Consider the following 13,738-nt stretch of genomic DNA (forward strand, 5'->3'; position numbering starts at 1 on the left):
AAAAACAGCATTAACATTTACATGTTAATGCTGTTTCTTTATATTTTTAGCTCATCAGCAAGTTTTTCTAATTGATTTCGATCTTGTATATAATATGTTCGGCCTTCTTTTTTTAAATAATTTTGCTGGCAAAACTGGTTTAATACATATAAAAGATGGCGGTAACTGACGTTTAAGTATTCTGAGACCTCAGTATGTTTTTCTGTATAGCAATTATTTTGTTCGGTTAATAGAATAAACGCAGCTAATCGATTTTCGAACGGATAACTATAGTTTTTGGCGTAATTTTCCGTTCGGGTAATTGTTTTTTCTCCAATAAATTTGCATAGTTTCTGTAGAAAAGTAGTATCTTGCAATAAAAGATGCTGACAATCTTTAAGAGGAAGAGCTAAGCAAATACAATCTTCAATCACCTCAACCGCTTTCGTAATGGATTCTACGCCAATTAATCCTAATTCCCCAATGAACGAAGGTGCTTGAATAAAATTAATTAAGGAGATTTTCCCATTTTTATGGCTCATATATATTTTTGCTTTCCCGGAAATTAAGTAATAGAGGTAAGGAAGGTCGACTCCTTCATTACATATCATCTCTTTTTTTTGAAAAGAATGTATTTCTATATATGGCAAGACCTGAAAGGAAAAAAGAGTATGGAATTGGTGAATTTGCATGTGTTGATAAATTTCTTTCTCATTTTTGCTGATTTTCATATTTTCACCCCTGTTTGTAGTATGAGATATCTCCTATTATTTTTACAAGGAAGAATGATACGATTTATGTAAAGTTATTTTTGTAGAAAAGCGAGTGTGAGGGGTTTATGAAAAAATATAAAACATTGCTATTTGATGTAGATGATACATTGTTAGATTTTCAAATGGCTGAGAAAATCGCTTTACGGATGCTTTTTGAAGAGAAGGGGCTTCTTTTAACCGATGAAATAGAGGAGCGTTATAAAAAAATAAATAAAGGCCTTTGGGGTTCTTTTGAAAAAGGTGAAATAACGCGAAATGAAATTGTAAATACACGATTTTCTATTTTGTTTAAAGAGTACGGGGAAGAAGTAAATGGGATATTATTCGAAAATAATTATCGCAGCTACTTAGAAGAAGGAAACCAACTAATGCAAGGTGCGTTTGAATTTATAAATCAAATTCAAAGTGAGTATGATTTATATGTAGTGACAAACGGTATTTCTAAGACGCAGGATAAACGTTTACGTAATGCAGGATTACATTCATTGTTTAAGGATATTTTTGTTTCTGAAGATACGGGATTCCAAAAGCCGATGAAAGAGTATTTTGATTATGTTTTTGAACGGATTCCTAATTTTTCTCCTGAAGAAGGGCTTATTATTGGGGATTCGTTAAGTGCCGATATTAAAGGTGGATATGTAGCAGGAATTGATACTTGTTGGTTTAATCCAGAAAAGAAATCAAATGATAGCGAGATTATGCCAACATATGAAGTGCATAATTTTGAAGAGTTATACGCACTATTAAAGCAGCATGTATAATAAAGTGAAACTTTAATCAGTGGGGGTTTTGTCCATCCCCACTGATTATTAGCCTTCACCAATCGGGCTTTTACGGGCAGTTATCTCCCACTAACGCCCTCGCCGGATTTTGAGGTGGGAGCCTTACTGCCCACAAATAGCGGGATAAAAATAGGCAGTGGAACTTTTGTCCCCACTGCCTATTTTTATTAATTTGTAGTTTCGTTATGTTTAGGAAGCGGAAATGCATTCCCAATCGCTGCTGCCCCGAGCATCGGTAATAATAAATTGAGCGGGAAAAACATGAGCAATAGTAATGTTATAGCTATTGGTTTTCTTAATGCATAGCTTGAAATAGCTGTCGTGACGATGGCTACAGAAGCTATTGGATCTATAGGGATAATAGAAGCTATAGCATATCCGATACTTGATCCAGCAAATATAATTGGGAAAATATGTCCGCCGCGCCAACCCGTATTTAAACAAACGGCAGTAATACATAATTTTAAAACCCCTGAAAGAAGTAGTACCCAGAAGGACAAATGGCTCCATTCAACGACTAAATCTTTTAATTGATGTTCCCCTGAAAATAAAGTGTACGGGAGAAAAGTTCCTGTAACCCCTAATAAAATACCGCCTATAATTCCAAGTGATACCTTGTATTTAATGAAGGGGTGGATTAATTTCTCTAATGTGAATTCTAATTTGAAATAAAAGAAACCAACTATAGCACCAATGCTAGCAAGTGGTAGGAAGGCGATCCATTCATTAATAGAAAGAGACCCTTCCCCAAAATCAACAATAAAGGATCCACGATTATCGAGTTTACTAAGCAATAAGTAAACGGAAAAACCGGCAAAAGTGGTAGCTAAATATACAATTGCTTTTTTTCCTTTCGAAAATTCATTAATTTGCTCACCCTCATTTTCATTCGGAGCTAAGAAACCGAATAATGGTGCATTAAAAATTACACTTAAAGTAGCACCAATTCCAACCTCTGTTAGTTCATTCATTCCCTTTAAAGCAAACTTAAAGCGATCCCCTACCCATGTACAAAGTCCACCGATAATTCCAACAAGTGCAGCTTCTGGTCCTAAACTAGCTCCAAATATTAAAACGATAATCGCAGTTAAAGTAGCTTTATGTACAAAACTGTATTCAATTCTACCTGTTTTTTTATATTCAACCATCACTTCGGGCATAAGACGTGGATATGTACCGAAGTATTTTTGTGTTAAACCAACGAGAATACCACCGATGATTGTTACACAAATGGTGTAATAAGGGGGAGAAGAGAAAAGAGTAGGTAAGTATCCCCAAATAAAGTGAATTCCGATATTTATTGAAACTAAAAATAACCAGACTATAGCTCCTACTATAGAGCCTAAAAGAATGCCATATAGGACGAGTATATAGTGCATGTCCTTTTTATTTGTCATGTTGTACCTCCGTTATGTAAGTTTTCATGTAGAAAGGATTAAAAATGCTAGTGTGAAATGAATGGAATATATATAGTATCTTTTTGAGGGTTTGGCTTATTCAATATATTGAAATCTCATGAAAATTTGAAACTAACGCGGTTAAATCACTTATTTAATTCTATATATTGATCGGAGTTTTTAAAAGGTCTTTTTCAAATGAATATGGAATATATTTCTTTTATTGTTTAAATTAAATTCCTCTCATTTAATTTAGAACATTCAGAAAAACCATTTGACATCAGGAAATTATTGCTATAAAATCAACGGTAATTGCATAGTCTTATCAAGAAAAGGTGGAGGGACAGGCCCGATGAAACCTTGGCAACAGCCGTATAACGGAATTGTGCCAAATCCTGCAGGTAATAATCCTGAGAGATAAGAAAGAACCTTAGAGCGTGTTTTCAAACTGCTCCTTTCTTGTTTTCAGGGAAGGGGCAGTTTTTTATTTTGCATAAAAGAAAGGAGAATGAGAGATGGGAGAATCATGGGGGAAAGGAACGATTTGTGTGCAAGGTGGCTATACGCCAAAAAATGGTGAGCCGCGTGTTTTGCCACTTTATCAAAGTACAACGTATAAATACGATACGTCAGATGATTTAGCAGCACTATTTAATTTAGAGGCAGAAGGATATATATATACGCGTATTGGAAATCCTACTTTAGCTGCATTTGAGCAGAAGTTATCAGATTTAGAAGGCGGTGTAGGGGCTGTTGCAACAGCTTCTGGGCAGGCAGCCATTATGCTTGCGGTTTTAAATATTTGCGGTAGTGGAGACCATTTACTTTGTTCTTCAACTGTTTACGGAGGAACGTTTAATTTATTTGGAGTGAGTTTGCGTAAGCTTGGCATCGATGTTACGTTCTTTAATCCTAATTTAACGGCAGATGAAATTGCGGCACTTGCTAATGATAAGACAAAACTCGTTTATGCAGAGTCGTTAGGAAATCCAGCAATGAACGTTTTGAATTTCAAAGAACTTTCAGCGGCAGCAAAAGAATTAGAAGTACCTTTTATCGTTGATAATACATTGGCGACGCCTTATTTATGCCAGGCGTTTGAACATGGGGCAAATATCATTGTCCATTCTACAACGAAATATATTGATGGCCATGCAAGTTCTCTAGGCGGGATTGTAATAGATGGAGGGAACTTTGATTGGACAAATGGAAAATATCCTGAGCTTGTCGAACCTGACCCGAGTTATCACGGCGTAAGCTATGTTCAAAATTTTGGAGCAGCAGCGTATATTGTGAAAGCACGCGTTCAGTTATTAAGAGACTACGGAAACTGTATGAGCCCATTCAATGCATATATTAGCAACATTGGCCTGGAAACATTGCATTTACGAATGGAGCGTCATAGTGAAAATGCTCTCGAAGTTGCTAAGTGGCTTGCTAACCATGAACGTATTGAATGGGTGAATTATCCGGGACTAGATAGCAATGAAAATTACTCGTTAGCACAAACGTATTTGAAAAAAGGTGCTAGTGGAGTTTTAACATTTGGTATTAAGGGCGGATTAGAAGCAGCAAAAGAATTTATCGCAAATGTAAAGCTTGCAACTCTTGTAACGCATGTAGCTGATGCAAGAACTTGTGTAATACACCCTGCTAGTACAACGCACAGACAATTAAGCGCAGAAAATCAGCGTTTAGCTGGCGTTACATCTGATTTAATCCGTTTATCGGTCGGTATAGAAGATGTTTCTGATATTATTGCAGATTTAGAAGCGGCGCTAGTCGGAGGCAAACAACATGCCGATCATAATTGATAAAGATTTACCAGCTCGCAAAGTATTGCAGAAGGAAAATATTTTTGTAATGACGAAGGAGCGAGCAGTAACACAAGATATACGTGCTTTGAAAATTGCTATATTAAATTTAATGCCTACAAAACAAGAAACAGAGGCGCAATTACTTCGTTTAATTGGAAATACACCGTTGCAATTAGATGTTCATTTACTTCATATGGAATCGCATCTGTCTCGCAATGTAGCGCAGGACCATTTAACGAGCTTCTATAAAACATTCCGTGATATTGAGAATGAAAAATTTGATGGACTCATTATTACAGGAGCACCAGTTGAAACTCTTTCTTTTGAAGAAGTAGATTATTGGGAAGAGCTTGGACGTATTATGGAGTATTCAAAAACGAATGTAACATCTACGCTTCATATTTGCTGGGGGGCACAAGCTGGTTTGTATTACCACTATGGTGTGCCGAAGTATCCTCTTGCAGAAAAAATGTTTGGTGTATTTGAACATGAGGTTCGCGAGCAACATGTGAAATTGTTACAAGGGTTTGATGAAGTGTTTTTTGCCCCGCATTCTCGTCATACAGAAGTACGAGAGAGCGATATTGAAAAGGTGAAAGAATTAACGTTACTAGCCAATTCTGAAGAAGCAGGCGTTCATCTTGCTATTGGGCAAGAGGGAAGGCAAGTTTTCGCACTCGGACATAGTGAATACAGTTGTGATACGTTAAAGAAAGAATACGAACGGGACTGCCAAAAAGGGTTAAATATTGATGTGCCAAAAAATTATTTTAAACATAATAATCCAAATGAGAAGCCGATTGTTAGGTGGAGGAGTCATGGGAATTTATTATTCTCTAATTGGCTGAATTATTACGTGTATCAAGAAACCCCTTATATATTGTAAATGATTGTATAACATGTGGTAGCGTTTTATTTGTAAAGATTAACCTTTATTTTTCCTAATATTCAAAATAAATTGTTTTTCAGATTTTTTGTCTATATAATGGCATCTAAACACAATTTTTGAGGGGTGGACAGTATTATGAAAGAAATTCAAGTGGGGTTATTAGGTCTTGGGACAGTTGGTAGTGGTGTAGTTCGTATTATTACAGATCATCAAGAACGACTTATACACCAAGTAGGTTGTCCAGTGAAAGTAACGAAAGTATTGGTGCAAAACATTGAGAAAGAGAGAGAAGTAGACGTGCCTTCTACTCTATTAACACAAGATGTGAATGAAATTTTAGATAATCCTAATATTGATGTTGTCATTGAAGTAATGGGCGGCATTGATGATGCAAAAGCATATATTTTACAAGCTTTAAAAAGCGGGAAGCACGTTGTGACTGCAAATAAAGATTTAATGGCGTTACACGGAGCGGAACTCTTAGCGGTAGCAAAAGATAATAAGGCTGATTTATTTTACGAAGCAAGTGTAGCTGGAGGGATTCCAATTTTACGAAGCATCGTAGAAGGACTTTCCTCAGATCTTATTACGAAAGTAATGGGAATTGTAAATGGAACGACAAATTTTATTTTGACGAAAATGTCAGACGAAGGGAGAGCATATAACGACGTGTTAAAAGAAGCTCAGCAGCTTGGATTTGCAGAAGCAGATCCAACATCAGACGTAGAAGGTTTAGATGCAGCAAGAAAAATGACGATTTTGGCTACCCTTGGTTTCTCTACAAATGTAGAGCTTGGAGATGTGAAGGTAAAAGGAATTACTTCTATTACAGCAGAAGATATTGAATATAGTAAGAGCTTAGGCTATACAATTAAATTAATTGGTCTTGCAAAGCGAGATGGCGAGAAATTAGAGGTTACAGTTGAGCCAACTTTACTTCCAAATGCACACCCTCTTGCGGCAGTGCAAAATGAATATAATGCTGTCTATGTGTATGGTGAAGCGGTAGGAGAAACGATGTTTTATGGTCCGGGAGCAGGAAGTTTACCGACAGCGACAGCTGTTGTTTCTGACCTAGTTGCTGTAATGCAAAATATTAGGCTAGGTGTAAACGGAAATAGTGCTGTAGTCCCGCAATATCAAAAGGTACTAAAAGAGCCAGATGAAATTGTTGTGAAAAAGTTTTTAAGACTTCATGTGAAAGACGAAATTGGTGTGTTTGCAAAAATTACATCATTGTTCTCTGAGCGCGGTGTTAGTTTTGAAAAGATTATTCAAATGCCACTTGAAGAGAAAGGGAAAGCAGAAATCGTAATTGTAACGCATCGTGCTTCTCTTGCGGATTATGAGTACATTCTACATACATTGCAATCGTATGAAGAAATAGATTGTGTGAAAGCAAACTATCGAATTGAAGGAGATGCTAAGTAGTATCTCTTCTAATAAAACGAAAAACCCTATTAAGCGGCTTGCTTAATAGGGTTTTTTCTATTTAAAATCTGCGTACCAACTTGAATAAATGCTTGAATAATCCAACCTGTTGTAAAGGATAAGATAATTGTTCCAAAATAGATTGGCCCATCTAATAAGAAGCTTAATGTTAAAAATAAAAAAGCTAATGAAATTTCTGTTCTTCTAAATGTCCATTTCTTTTTCTCAGCAACAGTTAAAACGAAAGCCTCTTGAGGTGCTGCACAAAGGTTAGTAGAGACGTAAAGACCAATTCCGGCTCCGACGAATAGGTTTCCGCAAATAAGTGTTATATATTTTGGAAGAGAGCGGATAATTTCCATAATGGTCGTAATAGAACCAACCCAATCAACAAAAAGAGAAATAAGAATCATCGTTACAATTGTGCCGATTGTAATTTGTTTTTTGTCCCAAAAGAGTACGATCAGGGTAAAAACAAAGTTAATCATGAAAATCCAAAAACCAATACTTATCCCAAAATTTTGATATAGTGCAATAAAGAAGGAATCATAAGGGCTAAGTCCAAAGGAAGTAATTGTCGTCATCATATTAATACCGATGGCGAGAATGAGTAAACCGCCAATGAAAAATATATATTCTAGTTTGAATCGAAGCATAGTTGTATATCCTTTCAAAATGTATTTGCTAAGAAAGGATATACTGTGGAAAGCTTACCAGGTCAAGCGAGAATTTTTGAAGGGAAGGGGAGAATGAGATGACTAATATAAGAAAGATTGCTGAACTTGCTGGGGTATCTGTTTCAACTGTTTCACGTGTACTCAATAATCATCCGTATGTGAATGAACAGAAACGAAAAGAGATTTTAGCGATTATTGAAGAATTAAATTATACGCAAAATGTGAATGCGATTCATTTAGTGAAAGGAAAAACGAATGTAATTGGCGTTTTATTGCCGCACGTAAATGATCAATATTACAGTGCCATTATTGGGGGGATATCAAAGGAAACCGCAAAGAACAATTATAATATGATGCTTTGCCAGACAAATTATAGCGGAGAAAAAGAGCTTGAAATTTTACATATGTTAAAAATGAAAAAGCTTGATGGAGTAATTATATGTTCACGGACAAATAGTAAGGAAAAACTTGAAGAGTATACGAAGTTTGGTCCAATTGTGATGTGTGAAGAAATAGATTCGAATTTCATTTCGAGTGTACATATTGATTACTACAAAGTATTTTTGCGCGGGATGAAAAGCTTAATAGATGCTGGTCATACACGTATCGGATATTGCATTGGAAGAAGTAATAGTATTAATAGCCAGAGGCGAAAAAAGGCGTATGAGGATTCACTTCAACAGATTGTTGTAACACCGTTAGATGCCTGGAAGTTTAAGGGCTGTTTTACGGTGGAAGATGGGCGCAATGTAGTCAGAGAATGGGCTCGTATGTCTGTAAAACCGACGGCTTTTCTTGTATCTTGCAATCATATTGCTGCAGGAATGGTAACGGAGGCGAAAAAACAAGGAATTCGTATCCCAGAGGATATTACGATTATCGGATGTGATGATCAAGAGGTGGCAAATATATTAGGTATTACGACGATTTCGCATTCTAGTAAAAATGTTGGTGTAAAGGCATTTGAATTATTATATGAAAAGATTAATGATGAGGAAATAGATGTGAAACATGTAGAGTTATTACCAGATTTGGTAGATAGGGAAACGACATAATAGAGAAGGTGTGAAAATCGCTTTTCGAAAATTCGTTTGGTATAATTATGGACAATCTATAGGGGCTAAAAGGGGTTTTGATATGAGATCAAAATTAGTAAAAGTAATTCTACTCATTACAATTGCGTCTTTCTGTTTATTTGCATACGGTTTTGTTTCGGGTGTAAATGATGTATTAAATCCGAAAGCTTCAAAATTAATTACGAAGACTGACGTAGTGGCAAAAGAGAAAAAGAAAACGGGAACGTTACAAGTAGTTAGTTTAGGTGATTCGTTAACGCGCGGCGTTGGTGATAAAGAAGGAATTGGCTATATTGGACGAATGAAAGAGAATTTACAAAAAGATTATAAACAAAAAGTTGCACTAAGCAATTTGGCAGTTAGTGGTGCGAAAATGCCTGATTTATTAAAACAAATCGAAAGCAGCGGAGCTCAATATTCAATTAAGCAAGCAGATGTAATTGTTTTAACAATTGGAGGAAATGATTTATTCCCAGGATGGGAATCGCTCGGAAAGATAGATTTAGAGACGTATCGTCCTGATACGGAAACGTTTCAAAATGAAGCGAAGAAAATTATAGAAGAAATTCGTAAATTAAACACAGATAGTCCTATTTTTTGGCTAGGTTTATACAATCCTTTTGAGGATGTAGAAGATTTAAGAGGTTCATCAAATATTGTTGTTGATTGGAATGCTTCTTTAGAGAAGTTAGCATTAAATGATAAAAATGTATATATTACACCGACATTTGATTTATTCCAAAATCGTGGAAAAGATTTATTATACTCCGATCATTTTCATCCGAATGAAGTAGGCTACACATATATGGCAGAGCGATTAGTCCAAAACGTCGTAAGTAAATTAAAACTAGAGCAAGGAGGGATAAAATGACGACGATACTTTCTGTACGAGACTTGAAGAAGGTAATTGGAAAGAAGACGCTTGTAGAGGACATTTCATTTGATGTAAAACAAGGAGAAGTGTTTGGCTTTTTAGGACCGAACGGAGCCGGGAAAACGACAACAATTCGAATGTTAGTTGGACTGATTAAAGCGACAGAAGGTACTATTTCTATCGGTGGTTATTCTATTAAGGAAAATTTCAGAGAAGCGATGCGTCAAATTGGAAGTATAGTTGAAAACCCAGAGCTTTATACATATTTAACGGGATGGGAAAACTTAAAGCAATTTGCGCGCATGCTTGGTGATATATCAGATGAACGTATTATTGAAATTGCAAAAATGGTTCATTTAGATGAGCGTATTCACGATAAGGTAAAAACATATTCCCTTGGTATGAAGCAGCGTCTTGGAATTGCACAGGCGCTACTTGGAAATCCGAAATTGCTCATATTAGATGAACCGACGAATGGTTTAGATCCAGCTGGGATTAGAGAACTTAGGGAATTTATACATAAGCTTGTAAAAGAAGAAAATATGAGTGTATTTATTTCGAGTCACTTGCTAAGTGAAGTGCAACTGATATGCGACCGTGTTGCTATTATTCATAAAGGAAAAATGATAACAGTTGCACCTATTGAGGAGTTGATCAAAACAGCGAGTGATCGTGTGGAATGGGTCGTTACACCGATTTCCAAAGCGAAAGACATGTTAGAAGCTGCTGAAGAGATAGAGGAAGTTAGTGTAGAAGATGAGCGTTTATTATGTCGTATGGATGTTGCATCTATTAATGTTTGGAATAAGCATTTTGTAGAAAACGGGATAGATGTACATAGCGTCAAAGAGCTTGTATTTACGCTAGAAGATTTATTTATTGAACTCACAAGGGGTGAGCAACATGCGTGAATTTGCGAATCTAGTTTTAAATGAATCAGAAAAGATTTATCGTAAGAAACGAATTGTTGTTGTCATGCTTATTTTAGCAATCTTGATTCCACTTTTTGTGTATGCTCAGTATCGTGAAATAGAAACGACGCAAAAAAGGCTTGGTACGACCGATTGGAAAGTATCATTACAGCAACAAATTGTTGATTCACAAAACCGCTTGAACAATTCTAGATTGCCAGAAGAATGGCGGGATTGGTTAAAAGTAAGGGTGGAACAACAACAATATTATTTAGATCATAATATTAATCCGACTGCGCCAGGAGCACCGACATTTGTGAGGGCGTTTATTGAACAAGGAATAACGTTATTTATTCCATTGCTCGTTATGATTGTCGCCATTGATATTGTTTCAGGAGAACGAAGTGATGGTACGATGAAAATGCTTCTGACGAGGCCAATTCGGCGCTGGAAAATACTCCTTAGTAAATATGTGACGATGTTATTTTTCATTTCGCTCATATTGCTTCTTGTCGGTTTGTTTGCTTACGCATTATCAGGGCTTGTATTTGGATACTCTGGATGGAATTTACCTGTGTTAACAGGATTCGTCATTGATAAGGAAACGTTAAATACAAACTTTGTACACCTTATTCCGCAGTGGCAATACATTTTAATGGCGTACGGACTAGCTTGGTTTGTTGCTATCGTTGTTGGAACTATATCATTTATGGTCTCTGTTTTAATTCGTAATACACCAGCTGGTATGGGCGTTATGTTAGCTGCGTTAATTGCAGGCGGCATTTTAAGTTCATTCGCAACGTCTTGGGAAGGTGCGAAATACATTTTTAGTGTCAACTTATCGCTAACGGATTATTTATCAGGAAAACTTCCTGCATTACAAGGGTTATCAATGGGATTTTCTTTAATAAATTTAACGGTTTGGGCAGTAGTATCTCTTATCATTTCGTTTGTAGTATTTACAAGGCAGGATATGGTGAATTAATTGGATAGGAAGTGAAGGCATGGAAAACATTTTGCAGAATGATTGGGGACCATTACTGGGGCCAGAATTTGAGAAAGAATACTATCAAAATTTAGCTAACTTTTTAAAAGAAGAGTATGAGGAGCATGTGATTTATCCAAAGGTAGAAGATATTTTTAACGCTCTTCAGTATACAAGTTATGAAAATACAAAGGTCGTTATTTTAGGACAAGACCCATATCATGGACCGAATCAAGCGCATGGTTTAAGCTTTTCGGTACAACCTGGTATTAAAACGCCGCCATCATTGCTAAATATGTACAAAGAACTTCGAGATGAATACGATTATGAAATTCCGAATAATGGTTATTTAGTAAAATGGGCGGAGCAAGGGGTTTTACTATTAAATACTGTGTTAACGGTTCGTCAAGGTGAGGCGAATTCTCATAAAGGAAAAGGATGGGAGCATTTCACAGATCGCGTAATTGAGCTATTAAATGAACGTGAAAAGCCAGTTATTTTCATATTATGGGGACGCCATGCTCAGGCGAAGAAAAAGTTAATTACGAATACGAGTCATCGTATTATCGAGTCTGTACATCCAAGTCCATTATCAGCAAGACGAGGTTTCTTTGGAAGTAAGCCGTACTCTAAAGTAAATACGATTTTAGCTAATATGGGCGAAAGAGAAATTGATTGGGAAATTCCAAATTTATAAATAGAAAAGGTAGTTAACAGTTGTTAACTACCTTTTTATTATTGTTGTTCGTTCTTTAGTTTTGCATCTAGTACAAAAGTACCGAATGGGATAACTGATGAAACGAATGCCCCAAGTGCCCATAAAATTGATTTACGGTGTACGATTGTTACTTGAATTACTGCAAAGATGAATAGAATAAATAAAACGCCATGAGCCATGCCTGTAATTTTAACAGCTGTTGCAAACCCTGCAAAATATTTTAATGGCATTGCTACAAATAATAGTAATAGAAAAGAAATCCCCTCAATTAAGCCGATTGCTCTTAATCTTCCGATTGGTGTAGATAACATGAAGTAGCCTCCTTTAATGTATGCTTGTATATAGTAAATTTGTATTCTTTTTCAAAATAAAATAGTCTATTTTGTTTAATTATATACAAAAAGAAAGTTTACACTACGAGAATAGTGCAAAGTTCAAAATATAGTCACAAAAGCATTGCAATTTAAATAAAAACCTATTTGAAGTATTTGACTTCAAATAGGTTTTATGAATGAAAATATTAAACAAGCGCTTCGCTTTTTAGTACAAATTTCTCTACAACTTTAGCAACACCATCGTTCATATTTGTATCTGTCACATAGTTTGCGATTTCTTTAATATCATCGGGTGCATTGCCCATCGCAACGCCAAGACCAGCAAATTCAATCATCGCTTGATCGTTATAGCTATCGCCCATTGCAATAACTTCTTCGCGTTTAATACCAAGTTTTTGGATTAATTGGTTTAAGCTCGTTCCTTTTGTAACACCATGTTCAGTAAATTCTAAGAAGAATGGTTTAGAACGCATAACGCTTAATTGGCCTTCTAGTTGTTTTTGTAGTTTCTTTTCTACTTCAACAAGACGTTCAGCTTCTTTGTTCATTAATACTTTTACTACAGGCTCTGTTACAGCGGCTTTAAAATCATCTACTACAACGATTGGCATACCAGTAATGTCGCCCTCAATTTCAGTATACGGATTATTTTCTTCCGTTACGATATCATCGCCAATATAAGTATGAATCCATACGTCTTCAGTTTTACTAATTTCAAATAGGTTGTGAACGATTTCAGGAGATAGCGTACTACTGAAGATTTCTTCATTTGTTTTACAATTAATAATTTTTGCGCCGTTAAAAGATAGAATGAAGCTACCGTATTCCTCTAAACGAAGTTCTTTTGCAACATTGCGCATACCAAACGTTGGGCGCCCAGAAGCAAGTACAACTTTAACTCCTTGCTCTTGTGCTGTCATTAAAGCCTCTTTCGTACGAGGTGAAATTGTATGGTCGTCGCGTAATAAAGTATCATCTAAATCTAAAACAATCATTTTATAAGTCATATAGAAAATTCCTTTCTTTGTTGAAATAGAAATAAATTTTTATGAAGATAGTGGGGAATATATAGTAAGACATCGAACTTCTTTGCA

14 protein-coding genes and 1 riboswitch are annotated in these 13,738 nt (G+C 35.8%); of the genes, 9 read left to right on the top strand and 5 right to left on the bottom strand.

Annotated features, from left to right (window positions below; translation table 11 throughout):
- Positions 1 to 38 precede the first annotated feature (38 nt).
- The gene (locus JFU18_RS16075) at positions 39 to 710 is read right to left on the bottom strand and encodes a transcriptional regulator YeiL (protein ID WP_201034564.1); all 672 of its coding nucleotides are present in this window, start codon (positions 708 to 710) and stop codon (positions 39 to 41) included.
- A gap of 107 nt (positions 711 to 817) precedes the next feature.
- Between JFU18_RS16075 and JFU18_RS16080 the strand changes: the two genes are divergently transcribed.
- Positions 818 to 1,513, top strand: coding sequence for a YjjG family noncanonical pyrimidine nucleotidase (locus tag JFU18_RS16080; protein WP_201032201.1), 696 nt, complete (start codon positions 818 to 820; stop codon positions 1,511 to 1,513).
- A gap of 188 nt (positions 1,514 to 1,701) precedes the next feature.
- Here JFU18_RS16080 and JFU18_RS16085 read toward each other — a convergent pair whose 3' ends face one another.
- A complete protein-coding gene (locus JFU18_RS16085; RefSeq protein ID WP_201032200.1) occupies positions 1,702 to 2,931 on the bottom strand; it encodes a chloride channel protein in 1,230 nt (409 codons plus the stop codon).
- Positions 2,932 to 3,250: 319 nt separating this feature from the next.
- Positions 3,251 to 3,355, top strand: a riboswitch (SAM riboswitch).
- Between the two features lie 91 nt (positions 3,356 to 3,446).
- Between JFU18_RS16085 and JFU18_RS16090 the strand changes: the two genes are divergently transcribed.
- From JFU18_RS16090 to JFU18_RS16100, 3 genes are all read left to right on the top strand, one after another.
- Positions 3,447 to 4,745: a bifunctional O-acetylhomoserine aminocarboxypropyltransferase/cysteine synthase gene (locus JFU18_RS16090; protein WP_137058429.1), complete on the top strand. Its 1,299-nt coding sequence runs from the start codon at positions 3,447 to 3,449 to the stop codon at positions 4,743 to 4,745.
- Positions 4,729 to 5,634 (top strand): homoserine O-acetyltransferase MetA, encoded by a 906-nt coding sequence (gene metA, locus JFU18_RS16095; RefSeq protein ID WP_085312886.1) that lies wholly within the window; start codon positions 4,729 to 4,731, stop codon positions 5,632 to 5,634. Before JFU18_RS16090 ends, metA begins: the two co-directional genes overlap by 17 nt.
- Positions 5,635 to 5,772: 138 nt before the next feature.
- Entirely contained in the window at positions 5,773 to 7,068 is a 1,296-nt protein-coding gene (locus tag JFU18_RS16100; RefSeq protein WP_085312885.1) for a homoserine dehydrogenase, read from the top strand.
- A 29-nt stretch (positions 7,069 to 7,097) separates the two neighbouring features.
- Here the strand turns inward: JFU18_RS16100 and JFU18_RS16105 are convergent, their stop codons facing one another.
- Positions 7,098 to 7,724 carry a YczE/YyaS/YitT family protein gene (locus tag JFU18_RS16105; RefSeq protein WP_201032199.1) on the bottom strand — a complete coding sequence of 209 codons (627 nt, stop codon included), beginning with the start codon at positions 7,722 to 7,724 and terminating at the stop codon, positions 7,098 to 7,100.
- A 98-nt stretch (positions 7,725 to 7,822) separates the two neighbouring features.
- Between JFU18_RS16105 and JFU18_RS16110 the strand changes: the two genes are divergently transcribed.
- The 5 genes from JFU18_RS16110 to JFU18_RS16130 are packed head-to-tail and all read left to right on the top strand — an operon-like array spanning position 7,823 to position 12,288.
- On the top strand, positions 7,823 to 8,800 hold the full coding sequence (locus tag JFU18_RS16110) for a LacI family DNA-binding transcriptional regulator (RefSeq protein ID WP_201034563.1): 978 nt from the start codon (positions 7,823 to 7,825) through the stop codon (positions 8,798 to 8,800).
- 10 nt (positions 8,801 to 8,810) lie between these two features.
- Complete coding sequence (locus JFU18_RS16115) at positions 8,811 to 9,692, top strand: SGNH/GDSL hydrolase family protein (RefSeq protein ID WP_002034946.1); 882 nt, start codon at positions 8,811 to 8,813, stop codon at positions 9,690 to 9,692.
- The gene (locus JFU18_RS16120) at positions 9,689 to 10,606 is read left to right on the top strand and encodes an ABC transporter ATP-binding protein (protein WP_201032198.1); all 918 of its coding nucleotides are present in this window, start codon (positions 9,689 to 9,691) and stop codon (positions 10,604 to 10,606) included. Before JFU18_RS16115 ends, JFU18_RS16120 begins: the two co-directional genes overlap by 4 nt.
- A complete protein-coding gene (locus JFU18_RS16125) occupies positions 10,599 to 11,591 on the top strand; it encodes an ABC transporter permease (protein ID WP_002089839.1) in 993 nt (330 codons plus the stop codon). The genes JFU18_RS16120 and JFU18_RS16125 overlap by 8 nt, the downstream gene beginning before the upstream one ends.
- A gap of 19 nt (positions 11,592 to 11,610) precedes the next feature.
- Entirely contained in the window at positions 11,611 to 12,288 is a 678-nt protein-coding gene (locus tag JFU18_RS16130; RefSeq protein ID WP_002192234.1) for a uracil-DNA glycosylase, read from the top strand.
- Between the two features lie 38 nt (positions 12,289 to 12,326).
- Here the strand turns inward: JFU18_RS16130 and JFU18_RS16135 are convergent, their stop codons facing one another.
- Positions 12,327 to 12,620 carry a DUF3817 domain-containing protein gene (locus tag JFU18_RS16135; protein ID WP_000953390.1) on the bottom strand — a complete coding sequence of 98 codons (294 nt, stop codon included), beginning with the start codon at positions 12,618 to 12,620 and terminating at the stop codon, positions 12,327 to 12,329.
- A 209-nt stretch (positions 12,621 to 12,829) separates the two neighbouring features.
- Positions 12,830 to 13,651: a Cof-type HAD-IIB family hydrolase gene (locus JFU18_RS16140; protein ID WP_002130116.1), complete on the bottom strand. Its 822-nt coding sequence runs from the start codon at positions 13,649 to 13,651 to the stop codon at positions 12,830 to 12,832.
- Positions 13,652 to 13,738: the final 87 nt, after the last annotated feature.

Origin of the sequence: Bacillus sp. TH22 (assembly GCF_016651015.1) — a bacterium.
Classification (GTDB): Bacteria; Bacillota; Bacilli; order Bacillales; family Bacillaceae_G; genus Bacillus_A; species Bacillus_A mycoides.